Below are 19,815 nucleotides of genomic sequence, written 5' to 3' on the forward strand. Positions count from 1 at the left end.
TACAGGAATATGACTGAAATGAATAAAAATGGCTAAAAATGAAGAAAATCCGGTTAAAACCGGATAATCGAGTTACAAATAATAGCCTCAGTTGCTGAGATACTCATTGATTGCCTTTGCAGCAACCTTTCCGGCACCCATTGCACTGATGACTGTTGCAGCACCTGTGACAGCATCGCCACCTGCATAGACATTATCAAGTGATGTCTTGCCGGATTCATCAACTATAATAGTTCCTCTGGAATTAGTATCAAGTCCCTCTGAACCGGAGAATATCATCGGGTTTGGAGAAGTTCCAATGGCAATGATAACGATGTCGGCAGGTATCACATGCTCAGAACCTTCTACTGCAACCGGACTTCTGCGACCTGACTCATCAGGCTCGCCAAGTTCCATCTTTATGCATTCCACGCCATTGACAGTCATGTTCTCACCCTCAAGTATCCTTGTAGGATTGGTCAGAAGTCTGAAGACAATGCCCTCTTCTTTTGCATTCTCTATTTCTTCCTTTCTTGCAGGAAGTTCATCCTCACCACGGCGATAGACTATGCTTACTTCATCTGCACCAAGACGGAGTGCACTTCTTGCAGCATCCATAGCAACATTACCGCCACCCACTACGATGACATTCTTACCTCTCTTGATAGGAGTGTCATAGTCAGGGAACTGGTATGCTTTCATCAGGTTAACTCTTGTGAGGAACTCGTTTGCGGAATAAACACCATTAAGGTTCTCTCCCTCAATGCCCATGAACTTTGGGAGTCCTGCACCGGTTCCAAGGAAAACAGCATCGTACTCATTCCTGAGCTCATCAAGAGTCTTTATCTTACCGATAACATAGTCAACCTTGACATCGACACCAAGCTGTTTAATGTACTCTACCTCTTCCTTTACAATTGCCTTTGGAAGCCTGAATTCTGGAATTCCGTAAGTCAGCACACCACCAGTGTCGTGAAGTGATTCAAATATTGTAATTTCGTGGCCTTCTTTTGCCAGATCTGCTGCTGCTGTAAGTCCTGCCGGACCTGCACCGATGACAGCAACCTTCTTTCCTGTTGATTCCGGGCGAACTGGTGGAGTTACACCTTTCTTTCTTTCGTAATCAGCACAGAAACGCTCAAGTCTGCCAATTGCAACTGGTTTTCCCTTCTTTGCCAGTACGCACAATTCCTCGCACTGGACTTCCTGAGGGCACACACGTCCACATACGGCAGGAAGCGCATTGGTAAGTTTAATGGTTTCAATAGCACCGTCAAAATCCTCAGCCTTTATGTGAGCTATGAATCCGGGAATATCAATATTTACAGGACATCCGTCTACACATTTCGGATTCTTACATTCAAGGCACCTGGAAGCTTCTGCAAGAGCCATTTCATCGGTGTAACCAAGTGCAACTTCATCGAAGTTCTTCGCTCTTTCCTTAGGATCCTGCAATGGCATTGCCTGCCTGTCTGTCATTAGTTCTCACCCCTGCAGGTACATTTGTGATCGTGATTCTCCTGACACTTTGATTCCTCACTTCTGTATAGTGCCAGACGACTCATTAGCAAATTGAAGTCAACCTTGTGAGCATCGAATTCCGGACCGTCAACGCATGCGAACTTTGTCTCACCGCCAACGGATACTCTGCATCCGCCACACATACCGGTTCCGTCGATCATGATAGGATTAAGACTTACAATTGTCTCAACGCCATAAGGCTCAGTCATACCTGCTGCTACCTTCATGAGAATTGGAGGACCAATGACCACGATTCTTGCAACCTTTTCACCGCTGTCAAGGATATTCTTGACGACATCTGTAACAAAACCGTGGTGACCTTTTGAACCATCATCTGTTGCAACATGGAGTTCATTTGAAGCTGCTCTCATCTCATCCTCGAGAATCAGAAGGCTCTCGTTCCTTGCACCGATTACGGAGATTACTTTGTTGCCTGCCTCACGGTATGCTTTTACCTGTGGATATACCGGAGCAATTCCTACTCCACCACCTACAAGGATCACAGTTCCAAGTTCCCTGACATCTGCAGGAGTTCCCAGTGGACCTACAAAATCCTGAAGCTCATCTGAAGCTGACATCTTTGCAAGCTGCTTTGTTGTCTTGCCCATTTCCTGGAAGATAATAGTAACTGTTCCTTCATTTGCATCAAAATCAGCAATGGTCAGTGGGACTCTTTCGCTGGTCTCATCAATACGTAAAATGATAAACTGGCCTGCCTTTGCGGCTTTGGCAACATCCGGTGCTTTGATCTTCATCATATGCACTGATGATGCTATTTCTTTTTTCTCTATGATTTGATATGACATGTGATCACGTAATATGTTATGTTAGAAATAATAGGATTTTGGGGGTATGATTAAGTTAATAGTACTTAAGAATTGATATTAGATGATTTAAAAAATGATAAAAATAACCTTATGCTAAAAACATTCATGCAATAATTAAATATTTGTGTTTGATAGAATTGCCTATAAATCCTTGAACTTCTAACGATTTCAAGAGCAACATATTGCGATTCCAAAATAAATGCAGTTCGTTTATATATTTGTATGTCCATTTATGGGCAAGCACACATCATTTATAGACACATACGGAGGAATAATTGTTAAATCAATGATACTGGCTGGTGGATCAGGAACACGCCTCTGGCCACTTAGTCGTGAAATGTATCCTAAACAGTTTCTGAAATTGAATGATACCTCCTTATTTCAGGACACAGTACTCAGATGTCTTGAGATATCAAACATCACAGAGATATTCATTGTAACAAACGAATTGCAGAAATTCTTTGTCATAGGTCAGATAGAAGAACTGGGCTATGAAATACCACCTGAAAACATACTTCTGGAACCCGTTGGAAAGAACACGCTTCCTGCAATCACTTTTGGAATGCATGAGATAAAGCAACGCTTTGGAAAGTCTACAGTAGGCATATTTTCATCCGACCATATATTGGATAAAAAAGCAATGGAAATTATCAAAAATGTAGAGGAACTTGCCTCTGAATATCTACTGACGTTCGGAGTAGTACCTACTTCACCACATACAGGTTACGGATACATTAAACCAGCAAATCCAATTGGAAATGGATTCAAGGTATCGGAGTTCAAAGAAAAACCAGATATATTCAATGCTGAGAAGTATATTAAAGAAGGGTGCCTCTGGAACAGTGGAATATTCCTGTTTGACACGGATATTTTTTTCGAAGAACTTGAAAAATATGCTCCAGAGATCAATGCTGCATTCAATAAAATAGAGGACATAGGAAAACTTTTTGAGGAAATCCCCTCAATTTCTATTGACTACGGAATAATGGAAAAATCGAATCGGGTTGCAGTCATAAAGCTTGATGAACGATGGAGTGACCTTGGCAGTTTCAAAGCCATCCATGATGAATTTGAGAAAGATGAGAACAATAATATCATATTAAATTGCGATAATGTACTAATTAATTCATCCGGCAACTTAATTCATTCAAAAAACGGCAAAGTAGTATCACTTATTGATATTAACGATACAATCGTTGTGGACACTCCTGACGCATTGTTGGTCTGCCCAAAAGAGAGTAGCCAGAAAGTAAAGGATGTTGTATCTTCACTCAAAGATAGAAAAGATGAACGTGCACAATTGCATCAGACAGTGTACAGGCCGTGGGGATCATACACAATACTGGAAGATTCTGAAAGGCACAAGATAAAGAACATAGTTGTTCTGTCACAGAAAAAGTTGAGTTTGCAATTACATCACCATAGAAGTGAACACTGGGTAGTTGTGAAGGGAATGGCTTGCGTACAGGTGGATGGTGAACAATATTTCCTGAGACAGGGTGAGAGTACTTTCATCAAGGCAGGAATGAAACACAGATTATCTAACCCAGGAAAAGTGCCTCTTGAAATTATTGAGGTACAGCTAGGAGACTATGTAGGAGAGGATGATATTATCAGGTTTGACGATGATTATGGGAGAGAGTAAAAGATTGCATCTTTAGCAAATTTCCTCATTTATATAAAATCAAGACGTTAGAAGATTACAATGCAAACTGAATCAAAACTTAAGAACAAAAAAATACTTGTCACCGGCGGTGCGGGATTCATCGGTAGTCATATTGTGGACATATTGATGAAAGAAGAGTGTAAAGTCATAGTTTTTGATAACTTGAGTTCGGGACGCATGGAGTTTATTGAACACCATACCGGAAATCCTAATTTTGAGTTCATAAATGGAGATTTACTTGCAACCGACGAAATAAGCATGGCATGTAATGACATTGATTTTGTATTTCATGTTGCAGCAAATCCAGATGTGAAGCTAGGAGTAGTTAACACAAAAGTGCACTTTGAACAGAACATCACAGCAACGTACAATCTGCTTGAAGCAATGCGCAAGAACAATGTACAAAATATTGCTTTCACTTCCACATCAACAGTTTACGGTGAAGCAGAGATTATTCCCACACCTGAGAACTATGGTCCATTGATACCAATATCGCTTTATGGTGCATCAAAGCTTGCATGTGAAGCACTTATTACCTCCTATTCACATACATTTGACATCAAATCCTGGATATTTAGGTTTGCGAATATTATAGGAGAAAGAAGCACGCATGGGATCATTGTAGATTTCATTCAGAAACTAAAGGACAATCCATATCAACTTGAGATTCTTGGTGATGGTAGACAATCTAAATCATATCTTCATGTGAATGAATGTGTCACGGCAATAATATTTGCTATAAACAGCAGCAATAAATCTGTTAATATATTCAATGTTGGTTCAGAGGATACGATAAATACCACTGATATTGGGAAGATTGTTGTAGAGAAAATGGGACTTCAGAATGTCGACTTCACATATACAGGCGGCAAACGCGGATGGAAAGGCGATGTACCAAGGATGTTGCTTGGAATTGATAAGTTGAAAAATATGGGATGGAATCCTGAGTATTCATCAAAAAGAAGTGTAAAAGAAACTGTGAAATCATTTATACATGACTAAAAAGTGACTATTTATGAAAGTAATTATCCCCGCAGCAGGTACTGGAAAACGGCTTTTTCCCCACACTCACACAAAACCAAAACCCATGGTTTACATTGCAGGTAAACCCATAATAGGACATATTCTTGATAGAATGATAGACCTTGAACCTGAAGAGATCATACTTATCGTTGGATACCACAAAGATCAATTAATTTCATACGTCAACGAAAACTATAGAAACATATTTAACATCACGTATGTGGAGCAGGAAAAGAGGCTTGGACTTGGCCATTCTATATACATAGCACGTGAATATGTGAATGGTTCGGACATCATGATCGCTCTGGGAGATATGATCTTTAAAGCAGGATATCTGGATTTCTATCAAAGACATACTGGAAATGAGAAATGTGCAGGTTCGATAGGAGTAAAAGAAGTTGATGAACCCCGAAAATACGGAATCGTTGAGCTTGAGCAGAATTCGCCTTGCATCAGGAAACTTGAGGAAAAACCAGAAATACCAGTATCCAATCTTGGAATTGCAGGAGTATACTTCATCAAAGATACAAAAATCCTGTTCGAAATCCTTGAAAGGATGATACAGGACAATATACGCTCACGCGGAGAATTCCAGCTGACTGATGCACTCCAGGAAATGATACAACAGGGCAACAAGCTTAAGACATTCGAGGTATCCAGCTGGTATGATTGCGGGCATGCAACATCTCTCCTTGAAACGAATCAGGTACTGTTGAACGAAAAAGAAAATATAAGCCATGATTACGAAAGCGTAGATTCTGTTATCATACATCCTGTGGCAATAGGAAACAATGTAAAAATTACTAATTCTGTAATCGGACCACATGCATCGATTGCTGATGAAACAACTGTCGAGAATTCCATAATATCAGACAGTGTGATCGGGTCAAGGGCATGCATATCCAAAGTGAACCTGCAGTCATCCATAGTTGGGGATGAAGCTCATGTGGTTGGTAAGCATAACTCCTTAAATATAGGAGACTCTTCTTCAATAGAGTTCTAAAAAGTGATAATATGAAGTCAATAGTAACCGGTGGTGCAGGTTTTTTAGGATCACATCTGTGTGATCTCCTACTTGAGAAAGGACATGAGGTAGTTTGCATAGATAACCTTGTGACGGGGAATACAAAGAATCTTGACCACATTAACTCGGATAAATTTACCTATTTGAAACACGATGTAACCAAACCAATATATTTTGATGATAAGATCGATTATATATTCCACCTGGCAAGTCCTGCTTCCCCAGTTGATTATCTCGAATTACCAATTCAGACATTAAAAGTGGGAGCTCTGGGTACTTATAATATGCTAGGGCTGGCAAAAGAGAAAGGTGCAAGATTGCTTATTGCCTCTACTTCTGAAGTTTATGGAGATCCTCAGGTCAATCCTCAGCCTGAAACCTATTGGGGGAATGTGAACCCTATTGGACCCAGAGGAGTCTATGACGAAGCGAAACGTTATGCTGAAGCTATTACTATGGCGTATCACAGGTATCACGGCATAGATACCAGAATCGTACGTATATTCAACACATATGGGCCACGTATGCGTGCAAATGACGGAAGGGTTGTCCCGAATTTTATAAACCAGGCACTAAAGGAGGAAGATATCACTGTGTATGGTAATGGAAGCCAGACAAGGTCCTTTTGTTACGTTTCCGATCTCATAGAGGGAATATACAGACTGATGATGTCTGATTTTACAGATTCTGTGAACATAGGCAATCCTGCCGAAATGACAGTGTTGAAGTTTGCAGAAGAAGTTATTGATATAATTGGAAGCAAATCAAAGATCGTATTCAAAGACTTACCAGTTGATGATCCGAAAGTAAGAAGACCTGATATAAGCAGAGCTAAAGAGGTTCTCAAATGGGAACCAAAGGTCGGATTGAGGGAAGGGTTAGAGAAGACTATCAGATATTTTGAGAACATAGAATCCAATAAAAACTAAATAAGTTATCAGGGGATATCCAAATGACAAAAATCGCATTGATCACCGGAATCACCGGTCAGGATGGAGCATATCTTGCAGAATTTCTCTTAAATAAAGGATATATTGTGCATGGTATCAAAAGGAGGGCATCTTCATTTAATACTGCACGCATTGATCATCTTTACAAGGATCCGCATGAGAGGAACGTGAACTTCTTCATGCATTATGGTGACCTGACAGACTCTACCAATCTTATAAGGATCATACAGGAAACACAGCCCGATGAGATCTACAACCTTGCTGCCCAGAGTCATGTGCAGGTTTCATTCGAAACCCCGGAATACACAGCAAATTCTGATGCCTTAGGAACTCTCCGGCTCCTGGAAGCTATACGCATACTCGGTCTGGAAAAGAAGACGAAATTCTACCAGGCCTCCACAAGTGAGCTCTATGGAAAGGTACAGGAGATCCCACAAAGTGAAACAACACCATTCTATCCAAGAAGCCCTTATGCAGCAGCTAAATTATATGCCTACTGGATCACCATAAACTATCGTGAAGCTTACGGCATGTTTGCTTGTAATGGCATACTGTTCAACCATGAATCCCCCATACGTGGCGAGACCTTCGTTACAAAAAAGATAACAATGGCTGTGGCCAATATCAAGAAAGGTCTTCAAGAGAAATTATATCTAGGAAATCTTGATGCAAAAAGAGATTGGGGGTTTGCAGGCGACTATGTGGAAGCCATGTGGTTGATGCTGCAACAGGATGAACCTGATGATTATGTAATCGCGACCGGGAAGACTCATTCAGTAAGAGAGTTTGTGGAGCTTGCATTTGGGGAAGTTGGAATTGAAATTGAATGGAAAGGCAAAGGTGTTGATGAGGTAGGATTGGATGCTGCAACTGGTGAGACTATGGTTGAGATTGATCCACGATATTACAGACCAACTGAAGTAGATATTCTTGTAGGTGATCCTACTAAAGCTAAGAATAAGCTAGGATGGGAATCAAAGGTTGAGTATGGAAATTTGGTGAAGATGATGGTTGATGAAGATTTAAGGAAATTCTGAAGACTACATATATACCAATTAAACTGGTTTTATTCATATTACTATAGTTCATACATAAAAGATATCCTACAAACCATGTTCAAATTAACCACCTTTGTTTCACATATAATGAGTATAGGTTCAATCCAGCGACAGGCCATAGTTTCTTTCGTCTGGCAGATTACATTCACCTTCGTCGGTCTTTTAAGCACAATTTATTTCGCACGCACAGTTGGAGCAGGTGTTCTGGGAGAATACTTCCTATTTCTTGCATACCTCAGTATCATTTCTCTAATGACAGATGGAGGATTAGGAGGGGCTGCGATCAAGCGCATAAGTGAAGGTGAAGAACCAGATACTTATTTCAGCGCATTCGTCGTCTTACGCTCGTTTTTTATGATGTTGGTATTGGTAACTCTTATAGTACTTAGAACTTGTTTTGAAGAACTCAACAATTCTGGCATATTTATCTGGCTTATACTGGCATTGATAGTTTCACTGTTGCATGGAGCTGTATCAAGCAGCATGGCAGGATGTGGCAAGATTGGAATACAGTCCACAGCTACATTCATAAATAACATTTCACGAATTTTTTTTCAAGTCTTCGCCGTTTTTTTAGGGTTTGGTATTTCGGGGCTTGCAGGGGGGTTTGTTTTTGGATTGTTTGTAGGCTCTATAGTTCAATTGCATTTTTTTGATCTTCGTTTTGTACGTTTTGAGTGGAAACATGTTAAAAGTCTGTGGAGTTTTTCGTTGTGGACATTTTTAATATCAGCTGGAATGATTGTGTATTCTACTGCAGATACAATTATGTTAGGTTATTATCTTAGTAATGCAGACGTGGGTGTGTATCGCATAGCACTACAGTTTACAGCACTAGCAACATTTGCAACAGATGCACTTCGTGTGACTTTGTGGCCAAGGGTCAGCCGCTGGGGAATAGTTGGAGAGATTGGATTAATAGAAGATTCGCTCTCTCGTGCATTTACATACTCACTTGTTCTAGCAATACCAATATTTGTAGGTGGGGTTTTACTGGGGGATAAACTCCTGTATTATTTCTACGGTGCGGAATTTGGACGAGGCTATATGACAATGGTGCTATTGTTCATTGTACAACTTGTAAATATATTTCAGTTCATTTCCACATCATATCTGAGTGCGTTGGATCATCTTAAAGACCTGTTAAGAATCACTATGGTGGCAGTTGTGGCAAACATTGTGTTGAATGCAATATTGATACCTGTAATAGGTATTGAAGGAGCTGCAATTGCTACGTTTATCACCATGGGATTAAATGCGGTTCTGGCAATGTGGGTATTATCAAAAATACTGACAATAAGAGTGGAATCGGAAAGCTTGATGAATATTCTTAAGGCATCTTTTTTGATGTCGTTGTTTGTGGGTGGATATCGAATGATTGTACCTTTGTCTAATATATGGCTGGTACTGGTTCCAGTTATAGTGGGCGGAGGTATCTATGGGATTTTGGTGTTGAATTTTGATAGAAAGATTTTAGGAGAATTCAACATGATATGTACAAATTTAATAAAAAATACCAAATAAATCATAAGCTCAATTATAAACTTGCCACTTGTACGAGTACAATAAAAGTGATTGAAGAAGAATATATACTAAATTATTATGGTCGTTAGTATTATATTGGGGTAAAACCTCATGACAATTTGAATAAAATTGTTAAAGCACTAAATCCAAGTTAGAGAGGATTTTAAATGAGTAATGTTGTTAATCAAGAATATTGGGATTCATCATATTCCAATTTAAATCTTGAATATGATGAAAAGAAGGTACTTTTTAAAAAGATATTTGAAAAATATCTACGCCACAACCCACAAGGTTCCTGTATTGAAATTGGTTGTTACCCCGGAAACTTTTTAATCTACATATGTAGCAAATTTAAATATATTGCTAACGGCGTAGATACTACGCCCTATATTAATACTAAGTTAGTACCTCATCTGAAAAATAACAACATATCTATTGGTGATTTCTTTCAACAAGATTTTATGAGTTTTAACCCAGGGATTACCTACGATTTGGTTTGTTCATTTGGATTTATAGAACATTTTAGAAATATGGATGATGTTATGCTGAAACATATTGAACTTGTTAAACCAGATGGAACATTGATAATATCCTGTCCAAATTATAGAAAAATTCAATATATACTCCATAAATTGTTAGATTCTGATAATTTAGAACGCCATGTGCTTGAAACTATGGATTTACATAAAATGACTCAGATTTTAGAAAAATATGATATGGAAGTACTCTTTCAAGGATATTTCAAAACAGCGGATTTTTGGATAGATTCAAACCATCAAAGCTTTTTAAAACCTGTGCTATCTCAATGCATCACATATGTTTTTAGTATTATAAATAAATATGTTGATAAACCTAACTCATGGCTTTCTCCATATATGATATGCATAGCAAAAAAAAAGAATAGCCCCAATAATTCTACTAATGTAAAGAAGATATTATGAAAATATTACACACTGTTGAATTTTATCATCCGTCCGTAGGTGGAGCTCAGGAAGTGGTAAGGCAGCTTTCAGAGAGGTTGGCTCAATTAGGACATGACGTAACTGTTGCAACAACACGATTGCCAGAAAGAGATTTCACAATTTTTAACGGTGTTAAGATTAAAGATTTTAGTATATCTGGAAATGCTGTAAGAGGTTTTTCTGGTGAAATTGAAAGATATAAAGAATTTATTCTTGAATCTGATTTTGATGTGATAATGAATTATGCTGCACAGCAATGGACAACTGATCTGATGTTGCCGATGTTGGACAAAATACCTAGTAAAAAAGTTCTTGTCCCCTGCGGTTTTTCTGGTTTATACTCTTCAGAATATAGAGAGTATTATGAACAAATGAAAATTTGGCTGAAAAAATATGATGCTTGTGTTTATCTGTCAAATGATTACAGGGACATCAACTTTGCCAAAAAAAATGGAGTTGACAACAAAAGCATAATTATTCCAAATGGTGCAGGAGAAGATGAATTTAGTAAAAAAGTTAATATTGATATAAGAGCTAAACTTAAAATTCCACATAATCACTTTCTATTGTTACACGTTGGATCCCATACCGGATTAAAGGGACACAGGGAAGCCATAACGATTTTCAAAAAATCGAATATAAAAGATGCTACTTTATTAATCGTTGCCAATGATATTAATGTTAGATGCACTCTCAATTGCCATCTTGCTGAAATAACAAACCATTTTTGTAAGCTTTTGCACTTTACTGATAAACATATAATAGTTAAATTTTTGTCAAGAGAAGAGACTGTTGCTGCGTATCATGAAGCAGATCTATTTCTTTTCCCTTCAAATATAGAATGTTCTCCTCTTGTCTTGTTTGAAGCAATGGCTTCAAAAACTCCTTTTTTAACAACAGATGTAGGAAATGCAAAAGAGATTATTGATTGGTCAAATGGTGGTGAACTGTTACCAACATTACAATATCTAAATGGATACGTTAAAGCAGACATAAATGCATCAATTGATGTTCTTCAAAATTTGTTCTATAATCCTCAAAAAAGACAAAATTTAGCAATTAATGGATACAAAAAATGGATTCTCTCGTTTACTTGGGAAAAAATCACAAGAGATTATGAAAATTTATATTTCAACGTTTTAAATGATGGTTGGAATGAACTATGATTATCGTTAAATTAATGGGCGGATTGGGTAACCAAATGTTTCAATATGCAGCTGGACGACGATTAGCATTAGAACATAACACCATCCTTAAACTTGATTTGAGCTTCTTGTTAGACAGAACTCCTCGTGAAAATTTTACCTATCGGCCATACGAACTTGATGTTTTTAATATTCAAGGCGAGATTGCCAGTCCTTCTGAAATCAATAAATTTGCTCCAGCTAACAATAACATATTCAACTATATCAAACAGAAACTCAAAATATCTAAAATAATAACAGAACCTCATTTTCATTTTGACAAAGGAATTTTGTCATCCCCAGACAACTCTTATTTAGATGGATACTGGCAAAGTGAGAAATATTTCAAAGAAATTAGAGATATTATACATACAGATTTTACATTCAAAGTAAAACCAACTAATATTAACCAAAAATTAGCAAATGAAATTGGCTTTTGTGAATCAGTGTCTATTCATATCAGAAGAGGAGACTATGTTTCAAATCCTGAAACAAAGAAGTTACATGGATACTGCTCATTGGAGTATTATGAAAAGGCGATTAAAAAAATTTGTTGTTATGTAGAGAATCCTCATTTTTTTATATTCTCTGATGATCCTGATTGGGCTGAAGACAATCTTATATATGACTGTCCCATCAAATTTGTAACTCACAACGACTCCGAAAAAGGTTATGAAGATCTACGATTAATGAGTTTATGCAAACATAATATAATAGCAAACAGTTCATTTAGCTGGTGGGGTGCTTGGTTAAACAAAAATCCAGAGAAAATAGTCCTTTCTCCTGAGAAATGGTTTAATGATTCATCGATAAACACGGATGACCTGGTTCCAGATAATTGGATACGGACATGAAAAGTATGAATCCCAAAGTTACTGTGTTGATGCCTGTTTACAATGGCGAAGAGTTCTTGGGCGAAGCTATCGACAGTATTCTGAACCAGACATTAAATGATTTTGAATTCCTTATCATTAGCGAACATGGCACAAGTGAGGAGAGTCTACACATAATTAATAATTATAAGGACGAGCGAATACGACATTTACACAATAAAACTCCTCTTGGATTGGTAGGGTCACTAAATTTTGGTTTGAAAGAAGCAAAGGGCGATTATATTGCAAGGATGGATGCTGATGATTTTAGCTATCCAAAAAGGCTTGATTTGCAAGTAAAATTACTAGACAGAAACAAAAAAATAGGAATATGTGGAACTTGGGTTGAGACTATTGAAGTTAACTCCAGTAGCACATTTAGATATCCAACAGAACCAAGCAGACTTCAATCCCGCTTGTTGTTCGATTCTGCATTAGCACACCCTTCGGTCATGTTCAGAAAAATATTTATAGATAAGTTTGGACTGAAATATGATGAAAACGATTTATATGCAGAAGATTGGAGTTTTTGGCAAAAAAGCAGCTTTATCTTTCCAATAACCAATATCCCTAAAGTTTTACTAAAATATCGCATTACTGAACATAGCACAAGTAGATTTAACGCAGATAAGCAATTAAGTGTAATAAAAACTATTCATAAAAGAAATATTCAGAATCTTTGCAGTGAGTTTACAGATGAAGATATAGATCTTCATACAGAGTTGGGAATGTGGCAGTTTAAATCTAATCAAGCTTTTATTGAAAAATCAGAAAAATGGTTGCTTAAGTTGAAACATTGTAATTCTGTTAAGAAAATATACCCAGAACCTGAATTTACTAGCATACTTGCTGAAAGATGGTTCTTTGTCTGTAGAGCAGCAAGTAAGTTAGGACTGATAACCTGGTCAATTTATTGGAATTCTCCACTAAGAAAACATAACGAACATTATAAACATGCATATATATTTATTAAATGTATTATTAAATAATCGAGTTTAATATGTCAAATAAAAAAAAAATATTGTTGATTCCAGAATTTAACTCATTCGGAGGAACCCGAAGTTATTTTATATCTTTATTAGAGTTCTATTCATCTCAAGATTATAATGTTACAGTCATTCTTACAAAACACCAATTAGATACGGAAATAAAGCTGCTATTAAAACACTACAACTATAAATATTACAATATTCCTGATAGAAATGGAAGATTCAAAAAATGTTTATGTTATTTCCCACTCAACCTTTTCTATGACATTCCAATGATATTCCCAATATATTTTAAAGAAAAACCTAGCGTTATAGTTGTATCAAATGGTACGCCTGGGATGTTTATAGGACTTATTTTATTTCCTGTAAAGTTTATTTATATATTTCATACATATCCCTTAAAGAGCAAAATTGTTGGCCTTAGCAGTATACAAAAGTTGTTTTTAAGTTTTTTCTTAAACACTAATAAAATACTGGTTACGGTATCAGAATACTCAAAAAAACAGATATTATCCAATTGGGTACCAGCGAAAAAAAGCAAGCATATTCATGTTATTTACAATTCTACAAAAACTCATGTAAAGAATCTCAATTCTGTAAATACGAATGTGTATCGTATTTTGACGTTAGGGCATGTTACCTGGTATAAGAATCCAAAGTTATGGATAGAAGTCTCGCAAAAAGTAATCAGACAAAGACCAAAGATGGACATTGAATTCATCTGGGCTGGCGAAGGAGATCTTCTAAATCAATGTCAAGATTTAGTAAACCAAATTGGCTTAGATACAATTAAGTTTATTGGATATCAAGAAAATGTAGATTTACTATATCAAAAAAGTGTAATATATTTCCAACCAAGTTTACTTGAAAATCATAGCATCTCTGTTGTGGAAGCAATGGCCTACGGATTACCTTGTGTAACATCTAATATTGGAGGCCTGCCTGAATCTGTTGTAGATGGTGAAACAGGATTTACGTGCCCGCCACATGATGTTGAATGTTTTGTATCACAAATTATTAAATTACTAGACGATGATAAACTTATATGCAAAGTGGGGCAGTGTGGAAAATTAAGAGCAGAAACACTTTTTTCAGAAGAAGTCCAAGAAAGAAAAATGATAGACTTATACAGTTCATTGTTAAACAAATAGGTATAAAAATGTCCGATTTTCATCTAAGAACGCCAGTTGCATTCATAATCTTCAACCGCCCTGAAACCACCAAAAAAGTGTTTGCAGAAATAGCGAAAGCCAAGCCTCCAAAACTTCTGGTAATTGCAGACGGACCTCGTGCCAATCATCCCGGAGAGGAAGAAAAATGTAATGCTGCCCGTTCTATAATTAATAATGTAGACTGGGAATGTGAGATTTTGACAAACTATTCAGATGTAAATATGGGGTGCAAACGGCGAGTATCAAGTGGTCTGAATTGGGTATTTGATATAGTTGAAGAAGCTATAATTCTAGAGGACGACTGCTTACCACATCCTACATTCTTCAGATTCTGCGATGAGTTGTTAGAGAAATATCGCAATGATGAACGTATAGCCATGATTAGCGGTGATAATTTCCAGTTCGGTAGAAAAAGAACAGAATATAGCTACTATTTCTCCCGATATCCCCACATATGGGGCTGGGCATCTTGGCGTAGATCATGGAAAAAATATGATGTAGATATGAAAATATGGCCAGAAATAAAGAAGAATAATTGGTTACAAGATATACTTGAAAATAAGAAGGTCGTGAAGCACTGGACTAAGAAATTTGACTATGTGTATGATGGAAAAATAGACACGTGGGATACACAGTGGTTATTTTCTCGCTGGATAAATAATGAATTGGCGATTCTTCCAAACGTAAATTTAATATCAAATATAGGATTTGGTCCGAATGCAATGCATACAAAATATAAAACACGCATTAGTGAAATGGACATAGAGCCTACCAGATTCCCTATTTTGCATCCTCCATATGTGATACGTGACAGAATTGCAGATAATTATACTGAAAAAAATGATTTTTCAGGCCAAACAATAATACATAAATTAGCGAAAATATTAAAGGCAAATATTCTAACTAAAAATAGATTATAATTAAAGGATTTAACCATGTTTGCACGTATAATTTCTCACAGAATGTTAAGCATACCAAACAAAGGATTGTTTTACATAACTCTGTATGGTATACTGTATGTGATACGCCGTATTATGTTGAAATTCGTCGATCCCATTATAGTTAATAAAGTAGGTAACTTCAATCTTTTAATGCCATTTTCTCACAACTTACCGCACTACATCAGATCCTATCCTAGTTATTCATCAAATCTTGGACGTATCGCTAAATTAATATCTAAAAAATACAACTATCTTTCTGTAATAGATATTGGAGCAAATATAGGAGATTCAGTCGCAATAATTAAAACGGAAATTGATCTTCCCATATTGTGTATTGAAGGAAATAAACGTTTTTTCGAATTATGTCAGAAAAATACATCATCTATCTCCAATGTGAGTTTAGAAAATGTTTATATTGGCAATAAAACAGAAACTACTTCATTAAAAACAAAGAATGTTGGAGGTACATCTCACATATATAAAGATAACACAATGAATACAGTTAGTGAAATTAACATGAAAACATTGACTGATGTCTTGAAAGAACATCCTTTGTATTTGAAATCCAAATTAATAAAGATAGATACAGATGGTTTTGATGGAATTATTTTAAGAGGAGCAATAGATTATATTTCAGCAACAAAACCAATCATTTTTTTTGAATATGACCCTTTTTTTCTTTCTAAGCAAAATGACGATGGAATATCCATCTTTGCAATGTTGAGATCACTTGGATACAAAGTAGCACTGATATATGATAATTATGGATTTTATATGTTATCGACATACTTGACAAATCTGCATCTTCTCGAAGATTTGCACAACTACATCTCCGACCGTGGAGGAAAATACTACTATGACATATGTGTATTTCATTCTGAAGATGAAGATTTGTACAATAACATCAGACAATCTGAAATACAGTTCTTTAAAACGCACTAACTGCACTTTCAATAGAGATAACATGAAAATACTTTACGATTACTCAGTATTTGAATTCCAGCGATATGGAGGGATATCTAGATACTTCTATGAACTTATAACCAGACTCTCAACAGAAGAGAAAGTAAATTTAAGCTTGTTCCAAGGATTAAATGTTAATGAATATGCCCTTTCTGAAAAAAAAGAATCGTTTGATTCATATTATGGGCATAAGTGGAAATATAAAAAACCTGCATCCAGATACATGGCAATTCTGTTCAAGTTACCAAACAGAATATTATTTGACAACTACATGAGGACTTCATGTGCAGATGTATATCATCCAACATATTACAGAGCAAACCTAGGTAAATACACTAAACCAGCTATTGTGTTGACAGTTCACGATATGATCCATGAATTATATCCAGACCAGTTCATAGATAGCCGCTTTGTTATTAGGGCTAAAAAGAAATCAATAAGTGCAGCTGACTTGATAATATGTGTTTCCGAAAATACAAAACGCGACCTGATGAAAATGTATGAGGTTCCAGAAGAGAGAATAAAGGTCATATACCATGGCAACGCACTGCCCAAATCAAATGAATATCTGAAACTTGCTGATTTAAAGAGAAACTACTCTATAGAAAAACCGTTTTTACTTTATGTTGGTGACAGAAAAACACCTTATAAAAATTTTCACTTTTTGCTAGAGGCATACTCTGAAATGTTTTCTGAACGCTTTGACCTAGTCTGTTTTGGCGGTGGAAAATTAACTCCGAATGAATTGAAAAAGATAAAGAACATAAAGCACTCAGGAAAGGTAATCCAGCTAAGTGGTCCTGATCTTTTGCTTGCATCACTATATAAAAATGCATTTTGTTTCATATACCCCTCTCTGTATGAAGGATTCGGCATACCACTGCTTGAATCCATGGGACAGGGATGCCCCATAATAGCAAGTAATACAAGCTCTATACCTGAAGTAGCTGGAAATGCTGCTTTTCTTTTTGATCCAACTTCAAAAGACAGCCTTATCAGTTCCATAGAACTTCTTGAGAAAAATGTTGTAACTCGTCAAAAATTGATAGATAATGGTTTTGAACGGGAAAAAGAATTCAGTTGGGAGAAAACTGCTAGTGAGACGCTGAAAGTATATAAAGCCGCATATGAGTTAAAGTTTGGTTCCTAAAATAATATGATATAAAATGTTATGAGGGTAAATAATGGATATTCAATCAAAAATCTACATTGCTGGCCACCGTGGAATGGTTGGCTCAGCTATAAAAAGAAATCTGGAGTCTAGAGGCTATCAAAACCTTGTATGTAGAACACATAGTGAACTTGACCTGACAAATCAACAGGCTGTCAATGAATTTTTCAAAACAGAAAAACCTGAATATGTCTTTCTTGCAGCAGCTAAAGTAGGAGGTATCCTTGCAAACAGTACATATCCTGCAGAATTCATATACCAGAATCTTCTAATTGAAGCTAATATCATTCATGCTGCTTACATACATAATATTAAGAAACTTCTCTTCTTGGGATCATCATGTATATATCCTAAATTTGCACCTCAGCCAATGAAAGAAGAATACCTGCTTACTGGAGATTTAGAAGTTACAAATGAAGCATATGCAATCGCTAAAATTGCAGGGATACGACTTTGTAAACACTACAACCAGCAGTATAATACCAATTTCATGTCTGTAATGCCCACAAACCTTTATGGACAAAATGATAACTTTAATTTAGAGTCGTCTCATGTTATGCCTGCCCTCATTCGTAAGTTCCATGAAGCAAAGATCAATAATATATCAGAAATTGTAATATGGGGAACGGGCTCACCAAAACGTGAGTTTTTGCATGTAGACGATATGGCAGATGCGTGTGTTCATCTAATGATGAATTATAATGCATCTGACATAGGTGAGTTTGTTAATGTAGGAACAGGAAAAGATATTACAATAAAAGAACTTGCTGAACTTGTCGGAGATATTGTAGATTATGATGGAAAGATCATATATGATGCATCCAAACCAGATGGAACTCCCCGTAAATTGCTTGATGTAAGTAGATTGAATGTACTGGGATGGAAAGCTAAAATCTCGCTCAAAGACGGAATAAAGCAAACATATGAGTGGTATACAGATAGTAAATGAATTGATAAATACTATATATTGACGAGATATCAATCAAAATCCCATAACAAAAGGACCATGTCAAAACCCTTTATTTCAATCATTGTTGCCGTGTATAATGGATCAAAAACGCTACAACGTTGCATAGATAGTGTATCTGGTCAAACATACCTTAATAAAGAACTTATTATTATAGACGGTGGGTCCACTGATGACACTGTAGGTATCTTGAAAAAGAATAATGACAAAATCACCTACTGGAAATCTGAACCGGATAATGGCATATATAATGCATGGAACAAGGCACTTAAACACATTACAGGAAATTGGATCTATTTTCTTGGGTCTGATGACTACCTTTGGAAAAATGATGTATTAAGCCAGATTGTTCCTTATCTGATAAAAGCAGAATCTGAAGAAACTAAACTAGTCTATGGGCAAGTTGCAAGAGTAACAGAAACAAATGATGTATGTTGTGTTGATGGGGAACCATGGGAACATACATGGAATGGTATTGTTTTAGATGGAATCTGTACATTTACACATCAGGGAATGTTTCACCATCGAAGTCTCTTTGAAACATATGGAATATTTGATGAATCGTATAAAATCATCGGTGACTACGAATTACTCCTTCGTGCATTTAAAAATGGAGGAAATGCTCTTTTTGTTAATGGATTGATTGTAGCTGGTATGCAAACAGGAGGAGTTACCTCCAACTGTACTAAGCTTGTACAGGAAATTGGCAAAGCAAGGAAAAGCCATCATCTAAAGGTAATCACTATCCCTTGGCTGATATCCTATGCATGGTCAATATGCCATACACCTTTAACCTATATAGTAGGAGATAAAAAAACCAGATATTTGCTAAATTCTGGAAAATTATTTGTGACACATATATCTCACTGGAAGGATTCAACTTTAAAAAAATAACTATTTAATAGGGCACACATTTTGATAGCATAATACATATTTCCATTCGACAGTAATTAAAAGAGTTCTTTCAGAATTAATTAGTGACTGATAGATATATATTGAATAATGAATTAATAACTCACAGT

At 36.3% G+C, this 19,815-nt stretch carries 18 protein-coding genes; 16 read left to right on the forward strand and 2 right to left on the reverse strand.

From position 1 onward, the window contains the following. Nucleotides 1-87: 87 nt before the first annotated feature. Together gltA and RE474_RS09355 are read right to left on the reverse strand one after the other, a co-directional pair. Nucleotides 88-1,458, reverse strand: coding sequence for an NADPH-dependent glutamate synthase (gene gltA / locus RE474_RS09350; RefSeq protein ID WP_309310111.1), 1,371 nt, complete (start codon nt 1,456-1,458; stop codon nt 88-90). After that, nucleotides 1,458-2,306, reverse strand: a complete 849-nt coding sequence (locus tag RE474_RS09355) for a sulfide/dihydroorotate dehydrogenase-like FAD/NAD-binding protein (RefSeq protein ID WP_309310112.1) — start codon at nt 2,304-2,306, stop codon at nt 1,458-1,460. The genes gltA and RE474_RS09355 overlap by 1 nt, the downstream gene beginning before the upstream one ends. 253 nt (nt 2,307-2,559) lie before the next feature. Here RE474_RS09355 and RE474_RS09360 point away from each other — a divergent pair, with 253 nt between their 5' ends. The 16 genes from RE474_RS09360 to RE474_RS09435 all read left to right on the forward strand — a co-directional run bounded on the left by RE474_RS09360 (nt 2,560) and on the right by RE474_RS09435 (nt 19,687). Continuing rightward, nucleotides 2,560-3,972 (forward strand): mannose-1-phosphate guanylyltransferase/mannose-6-phosphate isomerase, encoded by a 1,413-nt coding sequence (locus RE474_RS09360; RefSeq protein ID WP_438861591.1) that lies wholly within the window; start codon nt 2,560-2,562, stop codon nt 3,970-3,972. 60 nt (nt 3,973-4,032) lie between these two features. Beyond that, the gene (locus RE474_RS09365) at nt 4,033-4,995 is read left to right on the forward strand and encodes an NAD-dependent epimerase/dehydratase family protein (protein ID WP_309310113.1); all 963 of its coding nucleotides are present in this window, start codon (nt 4,033-4,035) and stop codon (nt 4,993-4,995) included. Between the two features lie 13 nt (nt 4,996-5,008). Beyond that, nucleotides 5,009-6,019 carry a sugar phosphate nucleotidyltransferase gene (locus RE474_RS09370; RefSeq protein ID WP_309310114.1) on the forward strand — a complete coding sequence of 337 codons (1,011 nt, stop codon included), beginning with the start codon at nt 5,009-5,011 and terminating at the stop codon, nt 6,017-6,019. An 11-nt stretch (nt 6,020-6,030) separates the two neighbouring features. Continuing rightward, on the forward strand, nt 6,031-6,969 hold the full coding sequence (locus RE474_RS09375) for a UDP-glucuronic acid decarboxylase family protein (protein ID WP_309310115.1): 939 nt from the start codon (nt 6,031-6,033) through the stop codon (nt 6,967-6,969). Between the two features lie 23 nt (nt 6,970-6,992). After that, nucleotides 6,993-8,027 (forward strand): GDP-mannose 4,6-dehydratase, encoded by a 1,035-nt coding sequence (gene gmd / locus RE474_RS09380; protein WP_309310116.1) that lies wholly within the window; start codon nt 6,993-6,995, stop codon nt 8,025-8,027. Nucleotides 8,028-8,135: 108 nt separating this feature from the next. Further along, nucleotides 8,136-9,572, forward strand: a complete 1,437-nt coding sequence (locus RE474_RS09385; protein WP_309310117.1) for a flippase — start codon at nt 8,136-8,138, stop codon at nt 9,570-9,572. Between the two features lie 167 nt (nt 9,573-9,739). Then, nucleotides 9,740-10,513 carry a class I SAM-dependent methyltransferase gene (locus RE474_RS09390; RefSeq protein ID WP_309310118.1) on the forward strand — a complete coding sequence of 258 codons (774 nt, stop codon included), beginning with the start codon at nt 9,740-9,742 and terminating at the stop codon, nt 10,511-10,513. Beyond that, on the forward strand, nt 10,510-11,700 hold the full coding sequence (locus RE474_RS09395) for a glycosyltransferase family 4 protein (protein WP_309310119.1): 1,191 nt from the start codon (nt 10,510-10,512) through the stop codon (nt 11,698-11,700). The genes RE474_RS09390 and RE474_RS09395 overlap by 4 nt, the downstream gene beginning before the upstream one ends. After that, a complete protein-coding gene (locus RE474_RS09400; RefSeq protein WP_309310120.1) occupies nt 11,697-12,572 on the forward strand; it encodes an alpha-1,2-fucosyltransferase in 876 nt (291 codons plus the stop codon). The genes RE474_RS09395 and RE474_RS09400 overlap by 4 nt, the downstream gene beginning before the upstream one ends. Beyond that, entirely contained in the window at nt 12,569-13,579 is a 1,011-nt protein-coding gene (locus RE474_RS09405) for a glycosyltransferase family 2 protein (RefSeq protein ID WP_309310121.1), read from the forward strand. Before RE474_RS09400 ends, RE474_RS09405 begins: the two co-directional genes overlap by 4 nt. Nucleotides 13,580-13,590: 11 nt before the next feature. Further along, entirely contained in the window at nt 13,591-14,730 is a 1,140-nt protein-coding gene (locus RE474_RS09410) for a glycosyltransferase family 4 protein (RefSeq protein WP_309310122.1), read from the forward strand. An 8-nt stretch (nt 14,731-14,738) separates the two neighbouring features. Further along, complete coding sequence (locus tag RE474_RS09415) at nt 14,739-15,671, forward strand: hypothetical protein (protein WP_309310123.1); 933 nt, start codon at nt 14,739-14,741, stop codon at nt 15,669-15,671. A gap of 171 nt (nt 15,672-15,842) precedes the next feature. Further along, a complete protein-coding gene (locus RE474_RS09420; protein ID WP_309310124.1) occupies nt 15,843-16,634 on the forward strand; it encodes an FkbM family methyltransferase in 792 nt (263 codons plus the stop codon). Between the two features lie 22 nt (nt 16,635-16,656). After that, a complete protein-coding gene (locus tag RE474_RS09425; protein ID WP_309310125.1) occupies nt 16,657-17,805 on the forward strand; it encodes a glycosyltransferase family 4 protein in 1,149 nt (382 codons plus the stop codon). 34 nt (nt 17,806-17,839) lie between these two features. Further along, a complete protein-coding gene (gene fcl, locus RE474_RS09430; RefSeq protein ID WP_309310126.1) occupies nt 17,840-18,775 on the forward strand; it encodes a GDP-L-fucose synthase in 936 nt (311 codons plus the stop codon). 57 nt (nt 18,776-18,832) lie between these two features. Further along, on the forward strand, nt 18,833-19,687 hold the full coding sequence (locus RE474_RS09435; protein WP_309310127.1) for a glycosyltransferase family 2 protein: 855 nt from the start codon (nt 18,833-18,835) through the stop codon (nt 19,685-19,687). Nucleotides 19,688-19,815 lie beyond the last annotated feature (128 nt).

The sequence above is a fragment of the Methanolobus sediminis genome (assembly GCF_031312595.1).
In the GTDB taxonomy this organism is placed as follows: domain Archaea; phylum Halobacteriota; class Methanosarcinia; order Methanosarcinales; family Methanosarcinaceae; genus Methanolobus; species Methanolobus sediminis.

What these genes read in the sequence shown, in the direction of transcription:
- RE474_RS09400 (WP_309310120.1), top strand. Translation starts at nt 11,697, where the DNA reads ATGATTATCGTTAAATTAATGGGCGGATTGGGTAACCAAATGTTTCAA.
- RE474_RS09360 (WP_438861591.1), top strand. Translation starts at nt 2,560, where the DNA reads ATGGGCAAGCACACATCATTTATAGACACATACGGAGGAATAATTGTT.
- fcl (WP_309310126.1), top strand. Translation starts at nt 17,840, where the DNA reads ATGGATATTCAATCAAAAATCTACATTGCTGGCCACCGTGGAATGGTT.
- gltA (WP_309310111.1), bottom strand. Translation starts at nt 1,458, where the DNA reads ATGACAGACAGGCAGGCAATGCCATTGCAGGATCCTAAGGAAAGAGCG.
- RE474_RS09365 (WP_309310113.1), top strand. Translation starts at nt 4,033, where the DNA reads ATGCAAACTGAATCAAAACTTAAGAACAAAAAAATACTTGTCACCGGC.
- RE474_RS09355 (WP_309310112.1), bottom strand. Translation starts at nt 2,306, where the DNA reads ATGTCATATCAAATCATAGAGAAAAAAGAAATAGCATCATCAGTGCAT.
- RE474_RS09370 (WP_309310114.1), top strand. Translation starts at nt 5,009, where the DNA reads ATGAAAGTAATTATCCCCGCAGCAGGTACTGGAAAACGGCTTTTTCCC.
- gmd (WP_309310116.1), top strand. Translation starts at nt 6,993, where the DNA reads ATGACAAAAATCGCATTGATCACCGGAATCACCGGTCAGGATGGAGCA.
- RE474_RS09385 (WP_309310117.1), top strand. Translation starts at nt 8,136, where the DNA reads ATGAGTATAGGTTCAATCCAGCGACAGGCCATAGTTTCTTTCGTCTGG.
- RE474_RS09405 (WP_309310121.1), top strand. Translation starts at nt 12,569, where the DNA reads ATGAAAAGTATGAATCCCAAAGTTACTGTGTTGATGCCTGTTTACAAT.
- RE474_RS09390 (WP_309310118.1), top strand. Translation starts at nt 9,740, where the DNA reads ATGAGTAATGTTGTTAATCAAGAATATTGGGATTCATCATATTCCAAT.
- RE474_RS09415 (WP_309310123.1), top strand. Translation starts at nt 14,739, where the DNA reads ATGTCCGATTTTCATCTAAGAACGCCAGTTGCATTCATAATCTTCAAC.
- RE474_RS09410 (WP_309310122.1), top strand. Translation starts at nt 13,591, where the DNA reads ATGTCAAATAAAAAAAAAATATTGTTGATTCCAGAATTTAACTCATTC.
- RE474_RS09375 (WP_309310115.1), top strand. Translation starts at nt 6,031, where the DNA reads ATGAAGTCAATAGTAACCGGTGGTGCAGGTTTTTTAGGATCACATCTG.
- RE474_RS09395 (WP_309310119.1), top strand. Translation starts at nt 10,510, where the DNA reads ATGAAAATATTACACACTGTTGAATTTTATCATCCGTCCGTAGGTGGA.
- RE474_RS09435 (WP_309310127.1), top strand. Translation starts at nt 18,833, where the DNA reads ATGTCAAAACCCTTTATTTCAATCATTGTTGCCGTGTATAATGGATCA.
- RE474_RS09420 (WP_309310124.1), top strand. Translation starts at nt 15,843, where the DNA reads ATGCCATTTTCTCACAACTTACCGCACTACATCAGATCCTATCCTAGT.
- RE474_RS09425 (WP_309310125.1), top strand. Translation starts at nt 16,657, where the DNA reads ATGAAAATACTTTACGATTACTCAGTATTTGAATTCCAGCGATATGGA.